Source organism: Ruania rhizosphaerae, from assembly GCF_009805705.1.
GTDB classification, from domain to species: domain Bacteria; phylum Actinomycetota; class Actinomycetes; order Actinomycetales; family Beutenbergiaceae; genus Ruania; species Ruania rhizosphaerae.
This window is the reverse complement of the sequence record NZ_VSMB01000001.1, coordinates 771,013-794,389: the sequence shown is the minus strand read 5'-3', so window position 1 is coordinate 794,389 and position 23,377 is coordinate 771,013. Positions and strand designations below refer to the sequence as shown.

General features: G+C 68.6%; 22 protein-coding genes and 1 pseudogene. 16 read left to right on the top strand and 7 right to left on the bottom strand.

From position 1 onward, the window contains the following. From FV560_RS03500 to FV560_RS20255, 4 genes are all read left to right on the top strand, one after another. Positions 1-1,183, top strand: a 1,183-nt coding sequence (locus tag FV560_RS03500; RefSeq protein ID WP_235019890.1) for a type IV secretory system conjugative DNA transfer family protein, incomplete at its 5' end; no start/stop codon positions are given. Between the two features lie 65 nt (positions 1,184-1,248). Then, complete coding sequence (locus FV560_RS03495; RefSeq protein WP_159619275.1) at positions 1,249-1,914, top strand: NYN domain-containing protein; 666 nt, start codon at positions 1,249-1,251, stop codon at positions 1,912-1,914. Positions 1,915-1,960: 46 nt separating this feature from the next. Then, complete coding sequence (locus FV560_RS20485; protein ID WP_275401877.1) at positions 1,961-2,083, top strand: hypothetical protein; 123 nt, start codon at positions 1,961-1,963, stop codon at positions 2,081-2,083. A gap of 659 nt (positions 2,084-2,742) precedes the next feature. Further along, the gene (locus FV560_RS20255; RefSeq protein WP_235019906.1) at positions 2,743-2,997 is read left to right on the top strand and encodes a hypothetical protein; all 255 of its coding nucleotides are present in this window, start codon (positions 2,743-2,745) and stop codon (positions 2,995-2,997) included. 112 nt (positions 2,998-3,109) lie between these two features. On the opposite strand, the pseudogene FV560_RS03490 reads toward FV560_RS20255, so the two are convergent. Then, a pseudogene (locus FV560_RS03490) lies at positions 3,110-4,224 on the bottom strand (transposase family protein); the annotation flags it as partial. A 21-nt stretch (positions 4,225-4,245) separates the two neighbouring features. Between FV560_RS03490 and FV560_RS03485 the strand changes: the two are divergent. Beyond that, positions 4,246-5,118, top strand: coding sequence for a carbohydrate ABC transporter permease (locus FV560_RS03485; RefSeq protein WP_159619273.1), 873 nt, complete (start codon positions 4,246-4,248; stop codon positions 5,116-5,118). Positions 5,119-5,129: 11 nt separating this feature from the next. Continuing rightward, positions 5,130-6,005 carry a carbohydrate ABC transporter permease gene (locus tag FV560_RS03480; protein ID WP_200837507.1) on the top strand — a complete coding sequence of 292 codons (876 nt, stop codon included), beginning with the start codon at positions 5,130-5,132 and terminating at the stop codon, positions 6,003-6,005. A 39-nt stretch (positions 6,006-6,044) separates the two neighbouring features. On the opposite strand, the gene FV560_RS03475 is transcribed toward FV560_RS03480, so the two are convergent. Next, positions 6,045-7,067: an FUSC family protein gene (locus FV560_RS03475; protein WP_159619269.1), complete on the bottom strand. Its 1,023-nt coding sequence runs from the start codon at positions 7,065-7,067 to the stop codon at positions 6,045-6,047. A 19-nt stretch (positions 7,068-7,086) separates the two neighbouring features. Further along, positions 7,087-7,638, bottom strand: coding sequence for a DinB family protein (locus FV560_RS03470; RefSeq protein WP_159619267.1), 552 nt, complete (start codon positions 7,636-7,638; stop codon positions 7,087-7,089). A gap of 109 nt (positions 7,639-7,747) precedes the next feature. On the opposite strand from FV560_RS03470, the gene FV560_RS03465 reads away from it, so the two are divergent. Both FV560_RS03465 and FV560_RS03460 read left to right on the top strand, forming a co-directional pair. Beyond that, entirely contained in the window at positions 7,748-8,713 is a 966-nt protein-coding gene (locus tag FV560_RS03465) for a helix-turn-helix transcriptional regulator (RefSeq protein ID WP_159619265.1), read from the top strand. 113 nt (positions 8,714-8,826) lie between these two features. Further along, on the top strand, positions 8,827-9,462 hold the full coding sequence (locus tag FV560_RS03460; RefSeq protein WP_159619263.1) for a maleylpyruvate isomerase family mycothiol-dependent enzyme: 636 nt from the start codon (positions 8,827-8,829) through the stop codon (positions 9,460-9,462). Here the strand turns inward: FV560_RS03460 and FV560_RS03455 are convergent. Further along, entirely contained in the window at positions 9,459-10,610 is a 1,152-nt protein-coding gene (locus FV560_RS03455; protein ID WP_159619262.1) for a serine hydrolase domain-containing protein, read from the bottom strand. The two genes, FV560_RS03460 and FV560_RS03455, sit on opposite strands and share 4 nt — an antisense overlap. A 23-nt stretch (positions 10,611-10,633) precedes the next feature. On the opposite strand from FV560_RS03455, the gene FV560_RS03450 reads away from it, so the two are divergent. Further along, on the top strand, positions 10,634-11,920 hold the full coding sequence (locus FV560_RS03450; protein WP_159619260.1) for an alpha-L-fucosidase: 1,287 nt from the start codon (positions 10,634-10,636) through the stop codon (positions 11,918-11,920). 354 nt (positions 11,921-12,274) lie between these two features. Beyond that, positions 12,275-13,054, top strand: coding sequence for an AMIN-like domain-containing (lipo)protein (locus FV560_RS03445; RefSeq protein ID WP_159619258.1), 780 nt, complete (start codon positions 12,275-12,277; stop codon positions 13,052-13,054). Positions 13,055-13,284: 230 nt separating this feature from the next. On the opposite strand, the gene FV560_RS03440 is transcribed toward FV560_RS03445, so the two are convergent. Beyond that, entirely contained in the window at positions 13,285-14,379 is a 1,095-nt protein-coding gene (locus FV560_RS03440; protein ID WP_159619256.1) for a LacI family DNA-binding transcriptional regulator, read from the bottom strand. A 202-nt stretch (positions 14,380-14,581) separates the two neighbouring features. Between FV560_RS03440 and FV560_RS03435 the strand changes: the two genes are divergently transcribed. From FV560_RS03435 to FV560_RS03410, 6 genes are all read left to right on the top strand, one after another. Continuing rightward, a complete protein-coding gene (locus FV560_RS03435) occupies positions 14,582-15,595 on the top strand; it encodes a hydroxyacid dehydrogenase (protein WP_235019889.1) in 1,014 nt (337 codons plus the stop codon). Continuing rightward, a complete protein-coding gene (locus FV560_RS03430) occupies positions 15,595-17,598 on the top strand; it encodes a DUF2264 domain-containing protein (protein WP_159619254.1) in 2,004 nt (667 codons plus the stop codon). The genes FV560_RS03435 and FV560_RS03430 overlap by 1 nt, the downstream gene beginning before the upstream one ends. Continuing rightward, the gene (locus tag FV560_RS03425; RefSeq protein ID WP_159619252.1) at positions 17,595-18,893 is read left to right on the top strand and encodes an ABC transporter substrate-binding protein; all 1,299 of its coding nucleotides are present in this window, start codon (positions 17,595-17,597) and stop codon (positions 18,891-18,893) included. The genes FV560_RS03430 and FV560_RS03425 overlap by 4 nt, the downstream gene beginning before the upstream one ends. A 71-nt stretch (positions 18,894-18,964) precedes the next feature. Then, complete coding sequence (locus FV560_RS03420) at positions 18,965-19,897, top strand: carbohydrate ABC transporter permease (protein WP_159619250.1); 933 nt, start codon at positions 18,965-18,967, stop codon at positions 19,895-19,897. Beyond that, positions 19,897-20,787, top strand: coding sequence for a carbohydrate ABC transporter permease (locus FV560_RS03415; RefSeq protein WP_159619248.1), 891 nt, complete (start codon positions 19,897-19,899; stop codon positions 20,785-20,787). Before FV560_RS03420 ends, FV560_RS03415 begins: the two co-directional genes overlap by 1 nt. Before the next feature lie 101 nt (positions 20,788-20,888). After that, the gene (locus FV560_RS03410) at positions 20,889-21,557 is read left to right on the top strand and encodes a DUF624 domain-containing protein (RefSeq protein ID WP_159619246.1); all 669 of its coding nucleotides are present in this window, start codon (positions 20,889-20,891) and stop codon (positions 21,555-21,557) included. A gap of 137 nt (positions 21,558-21,694) precedes the next feature. On the opposite strand, the gene FV560_RS03405 is transcribed toward FV560_RS03410, so the two are convergent. Continuing rightward, complete coding sequence (locus FV560_RS03405) at positions 21,695-22,000, bottom strand: nucleotidyltransferase family protein (protein ID WP_159619244.1); 306 nt, start codon at positions 21,998-22,000, stop codon at positions 21,695-21,697. A 95-nt stretch (positions 22,001-22,095) separates the two neighbouring features. Beyond that, positions 22,096-23,355 carry an MFS transporter gene (locus FV560_RS03400; RefSeq protein ID WP_159619242.1) on the bottom strand — a complete coding sequence of 420 codons (1,260 nt, stop codon included), beginning with the start codon at positions 23,353-23,355 and terminating at the stop codon, positions 22,096-22,098. Positions 23,356-23,377: the final 22 nt, after the last annotated feature.

Genomic DNA, 23,377 nt, shown 5'->3' with positions numbered 1-23,377 from the left:
GACTCCATCCTCGCTTCCAAGCTCAGGAGTCTCCACCGAACCCAGTGCGGTTCAGGTCGGCTTGTTCGCTGAGATGACGCAGCAGGCGCTCGACCCGAAACAGGAAGGCTTCGTAGGCCCACGGTGGCGGCGATACTTCACACTCATCGCGCTCAACCTGGTCGCGGCGATCGGAGAGGACGCCAACATCGTCAGCGTCGCGCACATATCCGGCAGCCCGAAGCTCGTGCAGCGGCTCGCGCGAGCGACCCGAGAGACCGCGCCCGAGTTGTCGTTGCAACTCGAGAGCGAGTACGTCAACCTCCCCCGCAACGAGGCGACCGAGCTGGCATCTTGGGGAGCGTCGAAGTTTCAGGAGCTCCTGTCGAGCGAGGCGATCCGCTGGATCCTCGGGTGCGGTCCCGACGCCATCGACATCCCGAGCGCAATGGACCGCGGAGAATCGCTCCTGATCGACTTGGGATCGCACGAGCTCGGACAGACAGCGGCACGCGCGATCGGCGCCGCCTATCTGCTCAAGCATTGGGCCGCGCTCGGAGAGCGCAAGAACAGAGACCACACCCACGTGATCATCGTCGATGAGGCTCACCTGCTCTCCTACGGTCCTTTGCCGCGGTTACTCGCCGAAGCGAGGAAGTTCGGGGTCGCCGTGGTTGTCGCGACCCAGCACCTCGGCCAGCTCTCACCACAACTTGCCGATGCGGTCGAGTCCAACACGGGCACGTTCGTCTCGCTGCGTTCCGGCCTTCAATCCGCCCAGCGGGCATCGACCCGCCTGATGGGGTGGCCGGCGCAGGACCTCGTGCGCCTGCCCAACCTGACCGCAGCAGCGTCGATGACCCGCGATGGACTCGTGACGGCGCCATTCTCCCTCAAGGTCGACTTCCACGATCGAGGCAGACGATCCCGGCAGCTCGGTCGGGTTGGCGAGCACGTTGTAGCGGGTATCGAGTCGCGGAGCCGGCACGAACTCGCGGCGTACTCCAAACTCAGCCCGATCGGGGTCGTCGACCTGCAACAGCGCCTCGACGAGACTCAGCCCGAGCCCGCTGAGCTGCCGAAGCCCCCTAGGGACCAACAGTCCGCCGTGGATGCCTGGCTGGCGAAGCGCAAAGAGGGCTACCGCGAGCCGGTTCGGGAGCCGAGCGAGCCACCGAAGGCCGTGGAGGAAGCGACCACGTGATGCGCCCCCCGTTTATCGGGATCGGTTTGTAGAGCATCCGGCACTACAGACCAAGGGAGATCGAAATGGCCCGCAATCGCAAGATTCGCACTCGCGTCCCTGGCTTCGGAGGCCGCGCCCTCCATCTCATCGACGCCGAGAACGTGGGCGGCGGCCCGAACATGAGGGCGGACGACGTCCGCTACATGTGGACGGTGTATCGAACGAACGTCGCGACGACCAGTTCGGACCAATTCTGGATCGGCTCCAGCAGGCGGTTCTTGCGTGGGGCCATCCCCGCCTTGTCGGGCGAAGGCGCCCGAGTGCTTGTCCGCGACGGCAGGGACGGCGGGGAGTCCATCCTCATCGATAACGTCGACGTCGATCACGTCGCCGACCGGTACGACCGTGTGGTCATCGCATCCGGCGACGGAGCCTTCGAGGGGCTCACGCTCGAGCTCCGAGCGCGCGGCGTGCACGTCCAGGTCGTCAACGGGTACGCGAATCTGTCGCGCGCACTGCGGCGGGCAGCAAGCACGGTGACCCAACTCAAACTCACCTTCGCGGATCCGATCCCGTACCGCCCGGACCGAACCGTGGCGGCACCAACCCCAGCACTTCTGGCCGCCCGGTCGCGCCAGGCACGCGGGTTGCGGCGTGACCTCAGCGCCGGACCGCTCCCGCAGGGTTCCTCGATGCGCTCCTGGAGGGCCGTTCCGGTCATGTCGGGATCAGTACCTATTGGTACGTAGGCCAACACCTGTCCGTGACACCAATCGCAGGGAGGAGGGACCAACCATGGGATCGATCATCACCCGCGCCAGCCACGCGCTGCGCTACGTGTGCCGCGGCTGCGGCATCACAGTCGGCAACCAGGGTGCATTCAAGAAGTGCCCGAACTGCGGCATCAAGTGGGGCTGACCACCGGCGGTGGCGCGGCCGTCTGCGGACGCCGCGCCACCGTCCCCGCACGTCGAGCGAACCGCGGCCTCATCGGGGGATACAACAATCTCACCGCTGCATCTGCTGGACGGGCTCGCTATCAGCGGGCCCCACGACTCAGCAGACGCTCTGATAGCCAACGGGTACAGCCCCGCCACCCGGAGCGGCGGCGATGGTGGTCCCGACGGACGCTCGCTACCGTTCGTCCCCAGCACCCGGGCTGCGTTCGAAGCCGCGCTCAGGGCCGCGATCGACGGCGGCGCGAACTGCATCTCGGCTGGACACCTGCTCCACGCCCTCCTCGAGGACACGGAGGTCATCCAGCACCTCGTAGCAGCGGGATCGAACCGCATCCAGTGGTCGAACAGCTGATCCCCTGCTCGCGGCGACCACCAGCCAGATCAACACCCACTATCCGGTGGGCGCTTCCGATGACGGCCCGGCGACCGAACAGCCATGGCCAGACTTCGAACGCTTCACCGAGGCAGCCCGAACGGTCATCGCCACCGCCGACCACGAGGCCGAGCTCCTCGGACACAACTTCATCGGCGCCGAGCACCTCAACCTCGGCATCATCGCCTCCACCGCACCCGAACTCGACCCCTACAAGCCGCGCCAGCCTGACCCGGGCACGGCGTTTGGTCGTCAAGGCGATCCGGCGCGGCAACACTGCGCCCGGCTCCCGACGGGCCTTCGCGCCTCATGCCAAGGACGCACTCGAAGCCGCGGCAGCCCTAGCGGCCACACTGGGCTGTCCCGTCGATGCTCGCCACCTGCTGGTGGGAATCGCCCAACCCGACAGCCTCGGCCAGCGACTCCTGAAGCTCTCCAAGGTCGATGTCGTCCAAGCCACGAACGACGTCAAGGTCGACCGCGTACCCCTGCTCCATTGACACAGACTTGGACCAATGGAGGGACGCCCTCCTGACCAGCGGAAACACCGAAAACCGGGGGCGCCCGTCCAGGGACGGGCGCGAAATGGTGCCTCCGCGGGTCCACAGTCGGGTGCATGAACAACCTGCAACCCCAACGCGCCGCGACCGTCCGGTGAGGTAGGTGCAGGCGTAGTCGTCTCGCGGAGGTCGATCCTGGCGGGGATGGTGATGGGCTTACGTCGGATGGTGGCGGCCCGGGCTCTGACCAGGGAGTGCGTCTTGGTCAACGTGGTTGCGGCGCGGGTGAGGTTGAAGGCCATGACGGCACAGATGAGCCAGGCGGCGTTCGCGGTGAACTTCCCGGAGGGCATGTGCGCCAGGGCAGATGCCTTCAGGTCAGCGTTGACGTTCTTGATGATCGTGTGGCGGCGGTGGACCTGATCGGCGTCCACGCCTGGTCACTGATGGAGCTGATGGCGTGTGTGACGGCCTTGCGGTGATTGAGACGTTCGCGCCGGCGGCCAGGACCTTGGTGACCAGGGTGGCCGAGTAGAACGCTGCGTCCGCGCGCACCAGCACTTCCCGCCCGGCCAGGTGAGTGCGGCCCACCAGGCGAGAGCATCGCTGGCTAGGCGGGTGGCCCCGCGTGGGGAGCCGACGCTGCCCTTGCGCAGCCGACCGGCGGCGATCACTGGTGCGAAGCCGCTGGGCCCTTCGGCTGAGATGGTCCCGAGCAGGGCGTTGAGTCCACGGACACCGGAGTAGCCGAAGGAGGCGCCCTGTTTGGCATGCCCGTGGACCTCGATGATGGTGTCATCGAGATCGACCATCACCGTCCCGGTCGCGGTGGCGTCGCCGAGCAGGCCGGTGCCTTGAGCGAGGTTGAGTAGGAACCGGGAAGCGACCGCGTCGCCCTGGCGGACGTGACCGAAGGTGAACGAGCGCAGGAACTGGCCCAGTGTCGAGGGAGCATGCGGACGCTCGAAGAGCCTGCTCATCGCCCCGTGGCGCACCACGCCATGTCATCAATACTGTCCACCCCAGCGGCCATGCCAGCCACCAGGCTGGTCAGTTTCAAACCGGCCTTGGCGCTCTTGTCCGTGGGCACGCTCAAGTGCTCATCACCGAGCTCACGCAAGCCCGCCTCCGGGCCAGGCCCATCAACGGGACCAGACCCGCGAACGACACGAGATTCGGCTCATCGAACCTCACCGATCGGTGGATCGAGGCTAAGGTCACCCGCAGAGGTCATGGAACGGAGCGCGGGTGAACGCACGACGGCGGCACGAGGCACGAGCGGCGTATGCGCTGCTGCTGCCCAGCTTCGTCGGAGTCGGCGGCTTCCTGCTGCTGCCGGTGCTGGTGGTGCTGGGGATGTCCTTCATGGAGTGGGATCTGATCTCCGCTCCGGAGTGGGTAGGCCTGGAGAACTACGCGTACCTGCTCACCTCCGAGCGCTTCGCCAACTCACTGTGGGTCACTGCAGTGTTCACACTGCTGTCCATCCCGACGGCGATCGCACTGGGCCTGCTGCTGGCGATCGCCATCAACCGTGGCCTGCCAGGCACGAGCTGGTTGCGCGTGCTCTACGTCTTGCCATGGGTGAGCGCACCGTTGGCCCTGGGTGTGGTGTGGAAGTGGATCCTCGACCCCTCCTACGGGGTGCTGAACGCCCTGATCGGGCGGCGGGTCGAATGGCTCACCGACCCGCAGCTCGCGCTCCCGGCCGTGGTGTTCGTGCAGGTGTGGACCACGGTGGGCTACATCTCGCTGTTCTTCCTGGCCGGGCTGCAGCAGATCCCGGTGGCGGTATACGAGGCGGCCAAGCTGGACGGTGCTGCCGCCGCGCGCATCCTGCGCTCGATCACGCTACCGCTGCTGCGCCCGACGATGTTCTTCGTGACGGTCACCTCCGTGATCGCCTCGTTCCAGGTGTTCGACTCCATCTACGCGATGACCCGGGGAGGCCCGGCCTTCCGCACCGATGTGATCGCCAGCCGGATCTATGACGAGGCGTTCGTCAACCTCCGCCTGGGCCGCGCAGCGGCGATGGCGGTCGTGCTGTTCTTGGTGCTCGTCGCGATCACCCTCATCCAGCAGCGCTACTTCCGGCGCCGGATCACCTACGACATGTCATGACGGAGCAGCCCATGGCCACTGTCACCTCACCCACCCGAACCCGCCGGACGCCGTCGGCTCGGGCTTCCCGCCTGCTCGCGAACGCGTTGACGTACGCCTTCCTCCTCGCAGGTGCTGCCCTGATGCTCGGGCCGTTCCTGTTCTCGCTGCTCACCTCGCTCAAGACCCCGCGGCAGTTCAACACCACGTGGCCGGTGAGCCTGCCGGACCCGGTCACCACGGAGAACTTCACCAGCCTGTTCTCCGAGCAGTACAACTTCGTGGTGCCGATCGCGGTGACCGCGCAGGTGGTGCTGGTGCTGGTGTTCGGGCAGATGCTGTGTTCAATCCTGGCCGCCTATGCCTTCGCCCAGCTCGACTTCCCTGGCCGGGACACGCTGTTCTGGGTGTATGTGGCCACGCTGATGATCCCGGCGGTGGTGACGATCATCCCGCTGTACTCGATGATGACCTCGCTGGGCCTGAAGAACACCTTCCTCGGCCTGGTGCTGCCGTTCCTGTTCGGCTCCCCCTACGCGATCTTCCTGCTCCGGGAGAACTTCCGCTCCACCCCCGCGGATGTGCTGGACGCTGCGACCATCGACGGTGCCGGGGTCTGGCGGCGCCTCTGGCAGATCATGGTGCCGATGAACAAGCCGATCCTGGCCACGCTGCTGCTCATCACCGTGGTCACGCAGTGGAACAACTTCCTCTGGCCGCTGATCATCGCCCCGGCCGAGGAGTGGAATGTGATCACCGTGGCCACTGCGGCGCTGCAGACGCAGTACGCCGGGAACTGGACGCTGGTGATGGCGGCCACCACGATCGCGATCGCACCGCTGGTGACGTTGTTCGTGATCTTCCAGAAGCAGATCACGTCCTCGCTGGGCGTGACCGGGGTGCGCTAGGGGGTCAGCACCCGTCTGGGCCCGGTTCGGCAGACCGGCCTACTGACGGCGTATGTCGGGTCTGCGGTGGTTCAAGCGAAACGGCCGCGCTCGCAGCGCCGTCTCCGCCACGAGGATCAGCGCCACGATCAGCACTGCCCCGAGCGCGGTGGAGCCGACGCGCTGCAGCTCCACCGGGAGCACGTTCTCCCCGCGCGCATTGAGCAGAACCACACCCGCAGTGAGGACCGTGACGTACCAGGCGTAGTGCACGCCCCGAAGCTGGATTGCGATGGAGACGATCATCGCCACCAACCCGGCGAGAACAAGAATCATCGGGATCGGCAGTACCAAGGCAAGCAGCGCCGCAGCGGTTCCACCGGCGATCGTCCCGGCGGAGCGGGCCAGCAGCCGTCGCTTCGTCTCGCTCGCCCCCGGGCGGACGGTCACGAGGATGGTGAGCAACACCCAGCCGGCCATCGTGCCCGGGAACCAGGTAGCCGTCAGGTACGCCGCAAGCCCGAGCAGGAACGCGAGTCCCGCCCCGTAGCGGGCAGCGGTACGCCCGTCCAGCGCCTCGAGCGGAGAAGCAGGTACTCCGGTCAGGAACAGCGAGCCGATCAGGATCGTCCACGCCCCACCGAGCAGCGAGAGGCCGATCGGTGCCAGGACCGGCCACGGCCCGTCGGCGAGCCACGCCAGGCCCTCGACGCGGAACGGGGCCGCGATCAGGAGGGTCGCGGGCCACCCTGCGCTGATCGCCGCAGTGTTCTGCCAACCACGGGCGGCGGTCGCGCCCACGACGACTCCCACCAGCACCATCAGCGCCGCGGCGGCCAACGGCCAGGGCTTCACGAGCTCCACCGCACCGACCAACGCGCTCGTGGCGATCACGCCGACAACTGCCGCACGCCGGCCGTGTGGCAGGGCCAGGAACGCCGGCACCACACCGACGAAGAGCAGCGCCACTGCCGGTGCCAGCGGCGTGAGCGCCACGACCGCCGCCGGCACCGACACCACAGCGACGAGCCCGGCAACCTGCGCCGTCGTCGACAGCATCCCGCGGCGATCTGGCTGACTCACGCAGGCGAGTCTGGCAGATCTATCCCATGCTCTTCGCCCCGTCGAGCGACTCCCGGATGATGTCAGCGTGGCCGGCGTGTTGGGCGGTCTCGGCGATGATGTGCAGCAACACGCGCCGGTTCGACCACTCCGTGTCGGTGAACCAGGGTGCCTGCGGAAGCTCCTGAACCAGATCGAGGTCGGTCTCGGCAAGCACCTCGTCGGTGCGTGCGGCGATCTCGGCATACCGGTCCAGCACGCCGGCAAGCGTCTCCTCGGGGAGCAGGCGGAACTCTCCGGCCCAGTCCTCGAACGCTTCGGCCGGGAGGGACTCGAAATCGATCCCGTCCCACGGCATCGCGGCCCGGCCTCGGAGCACGAACTCACGCCAATTCAACTCGGCGGCGCTCACGTGCTTGATCAGCCCGCCGATCGTCAGCTCGCTCACCGTGGTCCGGGTGCGGGCCTGGTCGTCGGTGAGGTCGCGTGCGGTGAAGCGCAGGAAGTGCCTGGCGTTGGTCAGCGAGTGCAGCAGATCGCCGCGCTCGCCGGTCAGTTCGGTGGTGACGGTGGCCATGGTCGACTCGGTCATGACGTGTTCCCTTCGTCCGGCGGCCGCAGGCCGCCTCTTGTGGCTGGTATCTCCACGCTAGAAGGCATTAGTGTCAGTTTCTGACCGCTATCGGAGGAAGGGTGGGTCCATGAGCACGAGTTCGCGCACGCTCCGCCTGCTATCGCTGCTGCAGACCCACCGGTACTGGTCCGGGGACGACCTGGCCGACCGGCTCGAGGTGTCGATCCGCACCCTGCGGCGCGATATCGACCGGCTCCGGGATCTGGGCTACCCGGTCCAGGCCGACCGCGGCGTGGGTGGTGGCTACCAGCTCGCTCCCGGCGCGGCGATGCCGCCGCTGGTACTCGACGATGACGAGGCCGTCGCGCTCGTAGTGGGTTTGCAGTCCGCGGCACACTCGGGGCTGGCGAATGTGGCGGAGGCATCGGTGCGAGCACTGGCCACCGTGGTCCCGGTGCTGCCGAAACGCCTTCGGCGCCAGGTGGAGGCGATCGGGGCATCGACCGACTCCCTCCGGCCGGAGGCTGCCGCGGGTGAGGCGACCGACCCCGGAACGCTCGTGGCATTCGCCCAGGCGTGCCGGGATGCCGAACGGGTACGCTTCGGCTACTCCAGCGCTTCCGGCGAGGCCACCGAACGGCACGTAGAACCCGTGCGCCTGGTCACGGTGGGCCGGCGTTACTACCTCCTCGGCTACGACCTCGACCGTGCCGACTGGCGCAGCTTCCGCCTGGACCGGGTGCGCGAACCGTCTCCCACGGGCGTCCGCTTCCGCCCGCGCGAGGTTCCCGGGGGCGACGCCGCAGCCTATGTCCGTGCCGGGCTGCGCCGCGGAAGCCGCGGCCCCGAGGTGAGCGCCGAGATTGCTGCGGACGCCGATCAGGTGCGCGAGCGGATCGGGCGCTGGTTCGACGTCACCGAGTCCGGGCCGGGCCGGTGCCGGGTGCATGCCGAGGGAATCAACCCGGAGTGGATGGCCTTTGCCCTGGCCCACACCGGTGGCGAGATCCTCTCGGTGGAACCGGCCCAGGTACGTGAAGTGATGCGCACCTGGGCGAGCCGGTTCACGCGCGCCGTGGGGACGCCGTCGTAATCCGCGCAGAGATACACCTCGCTCACCATCCTTCGCATGACGTAACTACTTGTTTTGTAGCATGCGCTACTGTTGTCGTAGTAACCATGGAACGGGTAGCCGAGGTGGGCTTGATGGGACTGAGCACGAGCGAGATCTGGCGACTGGTGCACGAGGAGCGGGCGCAGCTCGCGGACGACCTCTCCGCACTACCGGCTCCCCGGTGGGCGACACCGTCCCTGTGCGAAGGCTGGAGCGTGCACGACGTGCTGGCCCACCTGCTCGAGACGGCGCTCACCGGACGTCTCGCCTTCGCCTGGTCGATGGTGCGCGCGAAGGGTGACTTCGACCGGGCCAATGAGAACGGGGTCCTGCGCTACCGGCACGCCGACCCCAGCCAGACACTGGCCGCATTCCGCGAGGCCGGCCCCCTGCAGCGGACTCCGCCCGCGCACCGAGCCACCCGGCTCGTGGAGGCGATCGTGCACGGCGAGGACATCCGCCGTCCGCTGGGAATCGAGGCAACCTACCCCAGCGCCGCTATCCACGAAGCCCTGGACTACCAGCTCCGCACCAAGGTCTCCTTCGGCGGTGGCCGCGAGCGCGCCCAGGGTGTGCGCCTCGTCGACGCCGCGACCGACCAGACCTGGGGAACTGGCCCGGAGGTCACGGGCCGCCCGGTCGACCTGCTGATGGCTGTCTCCGGCCGCCCGGTCGGAGACGGGCTACTGACGGGACCGGGCGCGCCGCAGCTGGCGGCCGGAACCTAGCCCGCCATCACGATCGCTTCGAACTCGCTGAACACCGGTGGGATCTGGGGTGAGCTCCACATCCGGTTCGTCAGTAGGATCCCGGTGCGATCTCTGGCCGGGTCGGTGAACCAGCGCGATCCCAGCCCACCGTTCCAACCGTAGGCTCCCGCAGCCAGGCCGCTCGGGGCCCGGGTGGTACGCACCTCGCAGCCGTACCCCCAGCCCGTTCCGTCCGGGTCCGGTCCCCCGCGGGCGAGGACGTGGTCGCGTAGCTGATTCGTGGTCATCGCGCGCACGAGTTCTCGCGGGATCAGCTGGCGATCCCCGACGGCGCCCCCTGCGCGGATCAGATCGGCGAACCTCCCGTAGTCGCTCACCGTGGAGACCAGTCCGGCGTCACCACCCTCACGCGGTGGGATCGCGGCCCACTGACCGTCGGCGGGATCGTAGACGTCGGTGCCCGCACCGAAGCAGGCTCCGAACCGGCGCTGGGTCTGGGGTGGTATCCAGAAGCCGGTGTCAGTCATCCCGAGGGGTTCGAAGATCCGTTCGGCCATCACCTCACCCAATCTGGAGCCCGTGACGCGCTCGATGAAGAGGCCCGTGACGAGGGAGGGCGTGTTGTACAGCCAGCGTTCCCCCGGCTGGTGCCGAAGCGGCAGGTCGGCCGCGGCCGTGAGCCAGGCTTCCGTCGAGAGCACCCCGGCAGGTGCCGGTGGTCCGGCCACGATCCCCCGCGCTGCCCACGCGGCATCGAGCGGGGTGGGGCTGAAGTCGGTGAAGTCCATCCCCCAGCCACTGGTGTTGGTGAGCAGGTCGGCCAGGGTGATCGGCCGATCGGCGGGCACCGTGTCGTCGATCTCGGCGTGGGGATGGCGCAGTACCCGCCGGTCGGCGAGCTCCGGGAGGTGGGCGTCCACAGGGTCAGTGAGCCCTACGGCACCGTCGGCCACCAGCATCAGGGCGAGGGCCGCCGTCACCGGTTTGGTCATCGAGGCGATGCGGAACACCTCATCGGTATCGATCCGTGCGGTGGCTTCGAGGTCACGGTGACCGAGCGCTCCGGTGAGGACCTGGTCTCCGTCGCGGACGTACCAGGTCAGGCCTGGGATGGCGTCGGCGCCGACGTGGGTGGCGAGCTGCTTCTCCAGATGTGCGCGATCCATACCGACCATGCTGGACTACGCCGGTGACAACCGACCATCCCTCCCCCGTCCCGCGGCCCTCAGCCGCCCAGCTCGCGTGGCAGCGTCTCGAGTTCGGCGTCTTCTTCCATGTGGGTGTCAACACCTTCGCCGGCAAGGAGTGGAGCGACGGCACGCTGGCCGCCTCCTCCTTCGCTCCCACCCAGCTCGACGCCCGGCAGTGGGTGCGTGTGGCGAAGGAGGCAGGGGCCCGGTACGTGGTGCTGACCGCCAAGCACCACGACGGGTTCTGCCTGTGGCCCACGGCCACCACCGACTACTCGGTGGCGTCCTCACCGTGGCGGGGTGGCCAGGGCGATCTGGTCGCGGAGGTGGCGCAGGCGTGCCGCGCCGAGGGGATCGGTCTCGGTCTGTACCTCTCCCCGTGGGACCGGCATGCACCGGAGTACCCGGACCCCGAGGCCTACGACGCGCTCTACCTGGCCCAGCTGCGCGAACTGTGCACGAACTACGGCGAACTCGTGGAGCTGTGGTTCGACGGCGCCGGTTCCGCGGGCCGCAGTTACGACTGGGACGCGATCATGGCGCTCGTGGCCGAGCTGCAGCCGGGCGCAATGGTCTTCAACATGGGCACCCCGACGATCCGGTGGATCGGAAACGAGGACGGGCTCGCTGCCGACCCGGTGCGGTACGCCGTCGACAGCGCCAGTCTGGACAACTACACGGACACGGTCGTCGCCCTGGGCGAGTCCCGGTACGTGCCGCCGGAGGCGGACGTCTCGATCCGGCGCGGCTGGTTCTGGGCGGCCGATGACGCGCCGAAGAGCGTGGAGCACCTGCTGGCGATCTACTACCGGTCGGTGGGACTGGGCGCGAACCTGCTGCTGAACGTGCCACCGGATACGCGCGGCCTGATCGACGACGCCGATGTGGCGCGCCTGCGCGAGCTCCGCGCCGCGCTGGATCGCCGTTTCGGCTCACCTGTGCCTGGTGTGTGCGAGCAGGTTGCCGACGGCGTCTGGCAGGTCCACTTCGACGCCCCCGTGACCTTCGATCACCTCGACCTGGCGGAGGAGCTGGGCGACGGGCAGCGGGTGGTGGCGCACCGGGTGAGTGTGGAGGGCGACGAGCTCGACGGTGACGTGCTGCTGGCCGAGGGCGGGACGATCGGGCATCGTCGGCTGCACGCTCACCCGCCGGTGACCGCGCAGCGGCTGCGCGTGACCTGCCTGGGCGAGGGTGCACGGTTGGCGGGGGTGTCGGTGCATCACGCCGGCACCCATGAGGTGCCGCAGATCGAGTACCTGGCGCCGACGGACGAGCCGGAATAGAGCGGGCAACTCCAGTCCACGTCGCCCCACCGACACACCTTCCAGGCACCGACCTGGGGGGCCGCCTCTGTCCGCGCCCGGAAGGTCGGTCGGCAGCGGGGACCTGTGTCCAGGGACCCCGACGAGGGTGGCCTGGATGTCGAATCTCGGCTCTGCGACGACACCTAGGCCACCCTCACGCCCGGCCCTGGTACGTGGGGACCGGGGCATCCGGGCCAGGGGAACGGGCGAACATGAAGCGGTGATCGCTCGCGACCCAAGGTTGCGCTCCGTGTGGGTCCATGCCTGGAGCCGGGTCGGCAAGATCGGCGCAGCGGTCGACAGGTCAGACGTAGCGGCCTAGCGTTGGGGACCATGTGGGGTCGGCCGAAGGGGATTGGCACGCGCGGAGTGGGGCTCGTCGCCTCTGCCGCCGCAGCCGCAGCACTGGTTGCTGGCTGCACGGGATCGGACGACTCCTCACCCTCGGCAGGCACCGGCACATCGAGTGCAGCACCGACGACTGCGAGTGAGCCGGACGCGTCGGTCGCACCGGGCGAATCCTCCGAACCTGCGGAGCCGGAGTCCGCTGATTCGCGCACACCAGGTCTGACTCCCGATGACTCGGACTCCGGGTGCAGAGACGGACTCACCTACGCCGACGACTGGGACTGGTCGCTGCCGAGACCCGAGCCGGGCGAGTTCGTGCCTTACGACTATGCCAGTCAGATCCAGGAGCACAGCGAAAGCGCCTACGGGCTCACGGTGGTCCGGACCGCGGAGCACGACGGGTTCGACCGGTTCGTCGCCGAGTACACCAACCCCCATGGCTACACCGGCGAGCCGGGACTATATGCGGCCTATGTCGAGTGCGCGGGCGCGGAGGGTAGCGGCGAGGAGATCCCCATCACCGGCGAAGACATCCTCGCGGTCTCCATCATCGGCGGCACCCCGCGCATCTCTGACGACGGAGTCTGGGCCGAGACACCCGAGATCGACGCTCCCGGAACCGCCATCACCGAGATCGACTACCAAGAACCGACGGGCGGCACGCACCTGCTCCATCTCGGCGTCGGCCACGAGCGCGCCGACTTCCGCGTCTTCTCCCTGACCGACCCCTACCGCGTGGTGGTCGACATCGCCCACCCGGACTGATCTCCACGGCGCCGACCGAACTTCCAGGCACCGGCCCACGTTCCGGCCTATGTCCGCGCATGGAAAGTGAGTCCGCACCCGGAACCTGTGTCCGGGGAGCCTGGCACGAGAGGCTTGGGGCTGACGAGGGTGGCCTGGATGTCGAATCTCAGCCCTGCCGCGACACTGAGGCCACCCTGAGGGCCAGCGGCGCCACACCACAGGTGCAGCCCGACCGGCCCACGCCCGCCCTAGACCCGCGGCGGCCCGCTCGAATCCCGCACCATCAGCGTCGGGCTCACCATGACCCGGTGCACGGGCCGACCGGCATCGGCCATCCGCGCCGCGAGCAGCCCCACGGCCGTGCGCCCGATCGTGCGCCGGGGCGGACGCACCGCGGTCAGTGCAGGAGCCGACATCGCGGCCACCTGATCGTCGTAGGAGACGATCGAGAGGTCACCGGGCACTCTCAGCCCACGCTCCTCCGCACGCTGGATCAGCCGGATCGCCTCCGGGTCGGAGTGCACGAGCAAGGCTGTCGTGCCGGTCGCCACCACATCGTCGATGATCGCATCGATCGCCGGATCGAAGCCGGGCTCGCGCCGATCCGGGATGCGCCAGTCCACCACCGACGCCGGGTCGAGCCCATGTTCAGCACAGGCGGCGAGCCAATCGGTGTGCAGTCGCGGCGCGTGCGGGGAGTCCTGGCTCAGTGCCACCCCGACCAGCCGGTGCCCCAGCCCCACAAGATGGTGCACGGCCATGGCGGTCCCGTCGCCATGATCGGTGATCACCGACTCCACGGTGCGCTGCACCGACCCCACCGACGCGGTGCGTTCCATGAGCACGACCGGTACCGGAGCGTCGGCGAGCCACTCCCGCATCAGGTCACCACCGGCGCCGTCGAGCGTCGGCGCGATGAGCAGCCCGTCGGCCCCGGCGTCGATGAGCCGTTGCAGATCGACGCGCTCATCCGGTGCCTGGTAGACCGAACCCCGCAGCGTCACCCGCAGTCCGAGGCGCTTGGCCTCCTCCTCGGCGCCGCGCGCGACGTCGGGCCAGTAGTAGTCGAGCGAGGGGACGAGCATCCCGACCGTAGCGCCGGCTGGCCCGGAGGTCCGTCCGGAGAGGCGGGGCCCGACGGCGGTCGCTCCCCCGTGCACGCGACGCACCAGTCCGGCGTCGGCCAGCTCGGAGACGGCGCGCCGCACGGTCACCGGGGTGACCCCGAGCTCGGCTGCCAGCTCAGTCACGCGCACCGTGCCCCGGTCGGAGACAGCGGCCAGCACCTCCGCCTGACGTGACCCCACCGGAGGTCGCCGTCCCTCGTTCGACGTCTGCGCCATCACATCCCTCGCCACGATCCTTCACCGTCCTGATTGGTCAGCCTAGAGCCCCGATCAGCAGAGCCAGGCTGGTTGGCAGCCGCTACCGACGTCGGTTGACACCCGCATTGATCGAACTTACTGTATCCGATCGTACTAGGTTGTTTTGATCGTTTTTCGATCGGTTCGACATTTCGCTCGCACAGGACCCAAAGGAGTTGCCGTGGCGACCATCCGCCCCCTCACCGCTGCGGTGATGGCACCGGCGACGTTCCAGCGACAGTTCGGGCCCGCCGAACTCCAGCGCCTCACTGACCTGGCCATTCTCAGCGATCCGATCTGCACGGACAGTATCGCCGCCATGTCCGCTACCCGACTGGCCGAGACCGAGGTGCTCCTCACCTCGTGGGGATGCCCGCCGATCACTGACGCCCAGCTGGATTCCGCCCCTCGGCTCCGCTCGATCATCCACGCGGCCGGCAGCGTCCGCGGACTCGTGCCCGCGAGCGTGCACACCCGGGGCATCGCCGTGGCATCGGCAGCGGAGATGAACGCCGTGCCCGTGGCCGAGTACACGCTCGCGGCGATCATCCTTGCCGGCAAGCGCGCCCTCCCGCTCGCGGCGCAGGGCCGGATCCACCCCGGCACGTGGGAGACCTCCTTCGACGACGACGCCCTCTCGAACTACGGACGCACGATCGGCATCGTGGGGCTGTCGAAGATCGGCCGCCGCGTTCTCGACCTGCTGCGCGTCCTCGATCACGGCCCGATCCTGGTCGCCGACCCGTTCGCCGACCCGGCCGAGGTCCGCCGGCTCGGCGGTGAGCTGCTCCCCCTGCCCGAGGTCCTGGCCCGCGCGGATATCCTCTCGCTCCACGCCCCGCTGCTGCCGGCCACCCGGAACATGATCGGCGCGGCCGAGCTGGCCCTGCTCCCCGACGGCGCCACGATCATCAACACCGCCCGGGGCGCCCTGATGGACCACGACGCACTGCTCGCCGAATGCACCGCCGGCAGGCTCGACGCGATCCTCGACGTCACCGACCCCGAACCGCTCTCCGCGCAGCACCCGCTGCTCGACCTGCCGAACGTCACCGTCACCCCGCACCTGGCCGGCTCACTGGGCACCGAGACCCGGCGCCTGGCGCAGTTCGCGCTCGACGGCCTCGAGGCCCTGATCGCCGGCCGGCCGCTGCCCGGCGCGGTCACCGACGAGACCGCGGCGGTGAGCGCCTGATGGGCACCCGCGTCCGCACCCGCGAGGAACTGGTGGCCTTCGCCGACCAGCTGCTGGCCGCCGTCGAGCCCTACCGTTCTCCGGCCGGCTCCCTGATCACGCTCCCGGGGACCCCAGGCGGATACGGCACGGCCGTGGACGGCCTCGAGGGTTTCGCCCGTACGTTCCTCGCCGCCGGTTTCCGGGCCGCAGGCGATGGCCACGACGACGGCGCCCGCCTCGAGCCGTACGCCCGCGGCCTGGCCGCCGGGACAGACCCCGGCCACCCCGAACGCTGGGTCCGCCCCACCGAACACCCGCAGGCCAAGGTCGAGGCTGCCTCGCTCGCGCTCATCTTGGACATGACCCGGCCGTGGCTGTGGGACACCCTCGATCCTCGCGTGCAGGAGCAGGTGGTGGCCTACCTCGCTGAGGTCGTCGGCGACGAGACCTACCCGCGCTGCAACTGGCTGTGGTTCCGCATCACCGTGGAGACGTTCCTGCGATCGGTCGGCGGACCACACCGCCTCGACGACATCCACGCCGACCTTGCTCTGCACGAGGAGTTCTACGAGCGCGAGGGCTGGTACCGCGACGGCGACGAACGCTCCTACGACCACTACATCGGCTGGGCCATGCACCTGTACCCCACGTTGTGGGCACGCATGGCCGCTGCCCGAGATATCGCCGAGCCGCGCCTGGAAGTCGACCGCGAGCGCCTGGATCGGTTCCTCGCCGACGCCGTGCACCTGATCGGCGCCGACGGCTCACCCCTCATCCAGGGCCGCAGCCTCATCTACCGCTTTGCAGCCGCCGGCCCGTTCTGGGCGGGCGCGATCGCCGATGTGCCCTCAGTCCCGCTCGGGACGCTGCGGCGGGCCGCACTCGGTGTGGTGGATCACTTCGCCCAGCACGTGCCGAACGAGCGCGGGCTGCTGGACCTGGGCTGGCACCGCCCATGGCGCTCACTCGCCCAGTCCTACTCCGGCACCGGCTCCCCGTACTGGGCGAGCAAGGGCCTGCTCGGGCTCGCCCTCCCGGCCGGGCACCCGGTGTGGGCCGCCCCGGAGCACCTCCTCCCGCACGAGCAGGAGGACACGGTTCGCACGATCGCCGCCCCCGCGTGGGTGGTCAGTGGCACCACCGCCGACGGCGTCGTGCGGCTGGCCAACCACGGCACCGACCATGCCCTCACCGGATCCGCCGGGGGAGACTCTCCCCTCTACGCGCGCCTGGCCTACTCCACCGCCACCTTCCCGCTGCTGCACGCCGACGCCTGGCAGAACCCGGCCGACCAGTCCGTGGTGGTCACCGACGGTTCCGGCCGTCGCAGCCACCGCAGCGGGATGACCACCCTCCCGGTGGAGAACACCGCCACTGCGACCACCCTCGCCGCCTCTCGGGCCCGCGCGCACTGGCTGCGCCCCGCCGAACAGCAGCAGCTGCACGGATCCGGCGCCCAGGGGGAGGCCATCGATGCCGGCACCCTCACCACCATCTCCGTGCTGCACGGAGCCTGGGAGGTGCGCCTGGTCCACCTCGCCTCCCCGTCCTCCGAGGCGGTCGCGCTCGAAGCAGGCGGCTGGGCGCTGTCCGACGACTCCGGTGTCGTGATCGATACCGTGCCCGAGCCGAAGGCGAGCGGGCAGGCCCAGCCGGGCTCCGCCGTCGGGAATCTGCTACGCAGCCAGACCCACGAGGCCGCCCTGCTCGGCCTACACGGGTGGACGGTGGCGCGCACCGAGCACCACGACGACGCCACTCCCCTCGGCGCGCACACATGCGTCGGGATCCTCAGGACTGCACCGGCGCCGGGCTGGTACGCCCTCGCGCTCGGTCTGGCCGGTAGCGAGCTGCTGCCGCCGCCTCCCTTCGTCCATCTCCACGCCGGGTTGTCCGCCCGGATCGAGTGGGCGGACGGCTCCGGCACCGTCGTCGACATTGGCGCGGTGCCCACGGACACCACGAAGGACACACCCACGCCCATCCGGGCACGAGACCTCAAGGAGAGGATCACGCAATGAAGCGCACCATGCTGACCGGCGCAGCCGCCCTGGCTGCCGCAGCACTGACCCTGACCGCCTGCAGTGGCGGCGACGACACCGCCGGAGGAGGCGGCGACACAGGCGACGCCTCCAACGTAGACACCATCACCCTCGCCGGCTGGAGCCTGGCCACCACCCCGGAGTTCCAGGTGCTGGCCGACGCCTACAACGAGCAGAACCCGGACGTCACCGTGGAGCTGCAGGAGTACGACGCCACCGAGTACGACACCCAGATGATCGCCGACCTGGCGGCGGGTTCGGCACCGGACATGTACGTGCTGAAGAACCTGAAGAACTTCGTCACCTACGAGGACGGTGGGCAGTTGCTCGACCTGTCCGACATCGAGGTCAGTGACGAGGTGAACGGTGTGGACGCCTACACGGTGGACGGCGCCACCTACGCCATCCCCTACCGCCAGGACGCCTGGTACCTGTACTACAACAAGGACCTCTTCGACCAGGCCGGGATCGACTACCCGGACGGGTCGTGGACGTGGGATGACTACGCCGCCACGGCCGAGGAGCTGACGGAGGCACTCGGCGGAGACGCACTGGGCACCTACCAGCACAGCTGGCAGTCCACCCTGCAGGGCTTCGCCAACGCACAGGACCCGGACGCCGATGTGCTCTCCGGTGAGTGGGAGTACCTCGTGCCGTGGTACGAGCGCATCGTCGAGCTGCAGGATGCAGGCGCCCAGATGGACTTCGGCGCTGTGACCACTAACTCGGTGACCTACCAGTCCCAGTTCGGCACCCAGCAGGCCGCGATGATGCCGATGGGCTCCTGGTACGTGGCCACGCTGCTCGCCCAGCAGGACAGCGGCGACGCCGAAGAGTTCAACTGGGGCTTCGCTCCGGCGCCGCAACTGGACGCCAGCACCACCGAGAACCCGGTGACCTTCGCCGACCCGACCGGTATCGGCATCAACCCGGCCGTGGACGCTGACGTGGCTGCCGCCGCGAAGGACTTCCTGGCGTTCGTCGCCAGCGAGGACGCCGCGTCGGCGCTCGCCGAGATCGGCATCACCCCCGCCATCACCAACGACGGCGTGACCGAGACCTACTTCTCGATCGAGGGTGTTCCGACCGACGAGCTCTCGCAGTTCGCGTTCTCCACGCACGACGTCCGTCCGGAGAACCCGGTCTCGGCCGACACTGCGACGCTGCAGAACATCCTCAGTGACGCCCACTCGGCCATCCTGTCCGGCACGGTGTCCCCGGCCGATGGCATCGCCGAGGCGATGGACCGGGCTCAGTCCGAGGTTCTTGGCTGATCCACGCTAGTTTCCCGGTACCGGCCGGCCCATCACGGGCCGGCCGGTACCCTTGATCGAGGAGGAGAACCATGGCGACGACAGCCGTGGACGCCCCCGCTGCACCGGCACCCCCACCGCGCCGGAACCGCAGTCGGTTGACGCTGCGCAACACCTTCATCGGGTGGACCTTCATCCTCCCGAACTTCATCGGCTTCGCGGTGCTGACGCTCGTGCCGGTGATCACCTTGTTCTACCTGGCCTTCACGTCCTGGAACGCGTTCGGGCAGGCGAACTGGATCGGCCTGGAGAACTTCCAGCGGCTGCTCACCGACGGCACGTTCCACACCGCGCTCATCAACACCGGCTACTACGCGGTGCTGCACATCCCGCTGACCCTGGCGGTCTCACTGGGCCTGGCGCTGCTGCTGAACCACAAGATGCGCGGGATCGCGTTCTTCCGCACCGTCGCCTTCTTCCCCTACATCACCTCGATCGTGGCGATCGCGGTGGTCTGGAACATGCTCTTCTCCCCCGACTCGGGGCCGATCAACCAGTTCCTGATGGCGCTGGGAATCGACAACCCACCCGGATGGACCACTTCGGCCACCTGGTCGATGCCGGCCGTGGTGCTGACCAGCGTGTGGCGCGAGATGGGCTACTACATGCTGCTCTTCCTCGCCGGCCTGCAGGCCATCCCGCGTGAGCTCTACGAGGCGGCCCGGGTGGACGGCGCCCACGCGATCCAGCGGTTCTGGAACGTGACCGTGCCGAGCCTGCGGCCCACGACCTTCTTCGTCACCGTGATTCTGACGATCCAGAGTTTCAAGGTGCTGGACCTGATCCTGGTCATGACCGACGGCGGACCGGGCACCTCCACGCTCGTGCTCGCCCAGTACATCTACCGCAAGGGCTTCGAGGAGAACGACTTCGGCTACGCCTCCGCGGTGGCCGTGGTGCTGTTCTTCATCTGCCTCGGGCTGACGGTCGTGCAGTTCCTGCTGAACAAGAGGAAGGAAGTCTGATGGCGACCGTGACACTCGACCGCCCGGGCACCTCCCCTGCTCCGGTGCTGCGTCAGGACCCTCGCCGCGGACGCAAGCTGGCCGCGCGCATCGCCCTGTACGTGGCGATGATCATCGCAGCGGCGGCGATCATGCTGCCGTTCTTCTGGATGGTCACCTCCTCACTGAAGACGAACAACCAGGTCTTCTCCGTGCCGATCCAGTGGTTGCCGGACCCGGTGGTCTGGCGCAACTACCTGGACATCTGGGCCAAGGCCGACATGCTCACCTGGGTCAAGAACACCTTGATCCTCTCGGTGAGCGTGACCTTCCTGCAGGTACTCACGGGGTCCTTCGCGGCCTACGGCTTCTCCAAGTTGCGCTTCCCGGGCCGCGACGTGCTGTTCCTGACCTATGTGGCCACCATCGCCGTGCCGTGGCAGGCGTACATGATCCCGCAGTTCATCATGCTGTCCAAGGTCGGACTGTCGAACACGCTGTGGTCCATCCTCGCGCTGCAGACGTTCAGCGCGTTCGGCGTGTTCCTGATGAAGCAGTACTACGAGTCCATCCCGGAGGAACTCTCCGAGGCGGCACGTATCGACGGCCTCTCGGAGTACTCGATCTGGCGCAAGATCGTGCTGCCACTCTCCGGACCGGCCGTGGCCACGCTGACGCTGCTGACGTTCGTCAACACTTGGAACGACTACCTCGGCCCGCTGATCTACCTGCGTGACCGGGACATCTGGACCATCCAGATCGGTCTGAAGTCCTTCGTCTCGCAGTACAACGCCGAGTACGCGCTGATCATGACTGGCTCGGTGATCTCGGTGCTGCCTATCGCGCTGATCTTCATGCTCGGGCAGCGCTACTTCGTCCAAGGCATCGCCACCGCGGGGCTGAAGGGCTGACAATGGCGAGCATGGCAGGCGCAGCGGGCGCAGCGGGAAGAGCGGGCACAGCCAGCAGGAAGGGCCGGACTGGCAATTCGCCTCGGCGTCGCCTGCTACGCATGCCCTCGGCCGATACCTGGGAGACCGTGATCGGCGTCGGGTACCTGGTACTCGGCACCAACGCCATGCTGCTCGTCGCCACGATCCCGCTGCTGGTGCTGCTGGTCAGCACCGACCCGGTCACCTCCTGGCCGGCGCTGCTGGGTGCGGGCGTGCTCGCCACGCCCGCACTCACCGCTGCCTTCGCCGTCTTCACGCACTACTCCACCACCCGCGGCACCGAGGTGATCCGCACGTTCTGGCGGGCGTGGGCCCGGCACCTGCGGCGCAGTCTGGCGCTCGGCCTCGGCCTGTCCCTGACGGCGGTGGTGCTCGTGGTGGATGTGCTCGCCCTGTGGGGCTCACCGTGGGGTGCGGTGCTCACCCCGCTCTTCGTGGTGCTGTTCCTGCTCGCCACCACGACGGCGCTGCTCGCCCTGGTCGCGACCGTCGAGCGCCCGGATGCCCGGCTGCGCGACGTGCTGCGGGCCGCCCTCTACCTGGGCGTGCGGCGCTGGTACCTGACGTTGGCGTCGTTCGCCGTGTTCGCCCTGCTCGGGGGACTCTTCGTGATCCACCCCGCCCTCGCCGTCGGGCTAGCGGCCGCGCCGCTGCTGTACGTGACCTGGGGGAACTCGCGCTACACGCTGAAGCCGGTGCTGCCGAAGGGGTCGTCGGTCGACATCTGAGCGCTGTCCGACCACCTCATCGGCTCAGTGTTCGAGGACGTCCGGTGCAGGTCCGGCCTCTTCGAGAAGCTGTGTCAGGGCATCGTGGAGCCCCGGGACCCGGTTCGTCGGACGCGTCCCAGATGTGCGCTGCTGACTCAGGCTGCATAGACGTCCTGCGCACTCTGCAGCGCTGAGGCCCGGAAGTAGGGGTTACGCACGGCTCGAGTGACCACGAGATCGACGTTGCGGCCGACGATGCTCGACAACTCGTCCCTCAAACCGAAGTAGTCGCTGAACCGGTCGCCACGACCCGGAAGGAAGTCAACGAGGAAATCGACGTCACTGCGTGCAGGGTCGAACCGGTCGGTCAGCACCGAACCGAAGAGACGAAGCCGCGCGACGCCATAGCGTTCGCACGCGCTCTCGATCGCTGCGCGGTCGAGATTGGATGCAAATGACACGAACTCAGGGTAGCGGGAGGTGTTCGACAGGTCGAGATTCTGACCTCCCAGCACGCGGCACCGACGGCGTGCCTTGTGAGACGTCCACTCGTCGCTCAGACCGTACGACTGATCCCGAGCTCCGGTTCCCGCACGATCAGCGCCGCCACGGCCACCGCGATCGGGATCGCCGCGGTGGCCAGTAGGACCGGGCCGTAGCTGCCGACGGTGTCGAAGACCGCAGCGAAGAGCAGCGGGCCCAGCGCCGAGCCCCCGACGCTGACCGAGGTCATCAGGCCGCGGATGGACCCCAGATGTACCGTTCCGAACGCCCGGGGCAAGGCGGCCGCCTCAACCGCCCGGATCATGCTGCCCGAGGCGCCGAGCGCCATTCCGAACCCGATCGCGGACCACCCGGGCCCGACCACCACACCCCAGGCCAGTGCGAGCGCGAGGGTGCACATCGAGGCGACGATCATCCACCGGGAGGCGAACCGGTCCATGAGAATCCCGGCGCCCATGGTGATTCCCAGGCCGGCGATGGTCTGCGGGAGGAAGTTCGCGGCCGCCTCGGTCGCCGAGAGTCCCCGGGCGGTGAGGAGGCTGATCTGGTGGAACGCGACCGCCGTCGCCAGCATGCCCGAGACGGCGACGGCACACGTGACCAGCCAGAAGAACGGATGCCGGACCACCTGTGCCCGGGTGGCCCCACGGGCAGGTGGTCGGGGCGGCTCACCCTCCTTACGCCGTCCGTCCACCTGTTGACCGAGGGCCTCCGGCCGGTCGCGGACGGCGAAGATCGCCAACGGGATCACCACGGCCCACACCGCGAAGCCCTCGATCATCCACGCACGCTGCCACCCGTGGGAGGCGATCAGGGACTCCAGCAGCAGTGGCGTGGAGGAAATGCCGAGCGAGCCGATCGCGGTGACGATGCCCATCGCGAACCCGCGGCGCCGTTCGAACCACAACGCCACCATGGTCGTGGCGGTGAGCGTGAGCGCGCCCTGCCCCATCATCCGGATCCCCACGAAGCCGAAGGTGAGCCCCACGATCGAGGTGACGAACGAGAGGGCGATGAGGATCGCGCCGAAGACGAATCCGATCGCCATCATCGTGCGGCGGGCGCCGAACTTGTCCAACGCGCGGCCCACCCACGGCAGCGCGAACGCGCCGATCAGCGTGCCGATCAGATAGGCGGTGGAGATCGCGGACCGGCTGAAGCCGAGATCGGCGATAAGCGGGTCGATGAACAGCGAGATACCCACCGTCTGGCCCGGACCGGTGGCAGCGAGGGCGATCGCTCCGATGGCCACCATCCGCCAGCCGTAGAAGCCGTGCGGGGAGGTGGAACGGACCCGGGATCGGGTGGACACGGTGGGCTCCAGCGTGTGGCGA

Bases quoted from the DNA above. Each gene is read 5' to 3' on its own strand.
- FV560_RS03495 (WP_159619275.1), top strand. From the start codon at position 1,249: ATGGCCCGCAATCGCAAGATTCGCACTCGCGTCCCTGGCTTCGGAGGC.
- FV560_RS20485 (WP_275401877.1), top strand. From the start codon at position 1,961: ATGGGATCGATCATCACCCGCGCCAGCCACGCGCTGCGCTACGTGTGC.
- FV560_RS03480 (WP_200837507.1), top strand. From the start codon at position 5,130: ATGGCCACTGTCACCTCACCCACCCGAACCCGCCGGACGCCGTCGGCT.
- FV560_RS03470 (WP_159619267.1), bottom strand. From the start codon at position 7,638: ATGACCGAGTCGACCATGGCCACCGTCACCACCGAACTGACCGGCGAG.
- FV560_RS03465 (WP_159619265.1), top strand. From the start codon at position 7,748: ATGAGCACGAGTTCGCGCACGCTCCGCCTGCTATCGCTGCTGCAGACC.
- FV560_RS03460 (WP_159619263.1), top strand. From the start codon at position 8,827: ATGGGACTGAGCACGAGCGAGATCTGGCGACTGGTGCACGAGGAGCGG.
- FV560_RS03455 (WP_159619262.1), bottom strand. From the start codon at position 10,610: ATGGATCGCGCACATCTGGAGAAGCAGCTCGCCACCCACGTCGGCGCC.
- FV560_RS03445 (WP_159619258.1), top strand. From the start codon at position 12,275: ATGTGGGGTCGGCCGAAGGGGATTGGCACGCGCGGAGTGGGGCTCGTC.
- FV560_RS03440 (WP_159619256.1), bottom strand. From the start codon at position 14,379: ATGGCGCAGACGTCGAACGAGGGACGGCGACCTCCGGTGGGGTCACGT.
- FV560_RS03430 (WP_159619254.1), top strand. From the start codon at position 15,595: ATGGGCACCCGCGTCCGCACCCGCGAGGAACTGGTGGCCTTCGCCGAC.
- FV560_RS03425 (WP_159619252.1), top strand. From the start codon at position 17,595: ATGAAGCGCACCATGCTGACCGGCGCAGCCGCCCTGGCTGCCGCAGCA.
- FV560_RS03420 (WP_159619250.1), top strand. From the start codon at position 18,965: ATGGCGACGACAGCCGTGGACGCCCCCGCTGCACCGGCACCCCCACCG.
- FV560_RS03415 (WP_159619248.1), top strand. From the start codon at position 19,897: ATGGCGACCGTGACACTCGACCGCCCGGGCACCTCCCCTGCTCCGGTG.
- FV560_RS03410 (WP_159619246.1), top strand. From the start codon at position 20,889: ATGCCCTCGGCCGATACCTGGGAGACCGTGATCGGCGTCGGGTACCTG.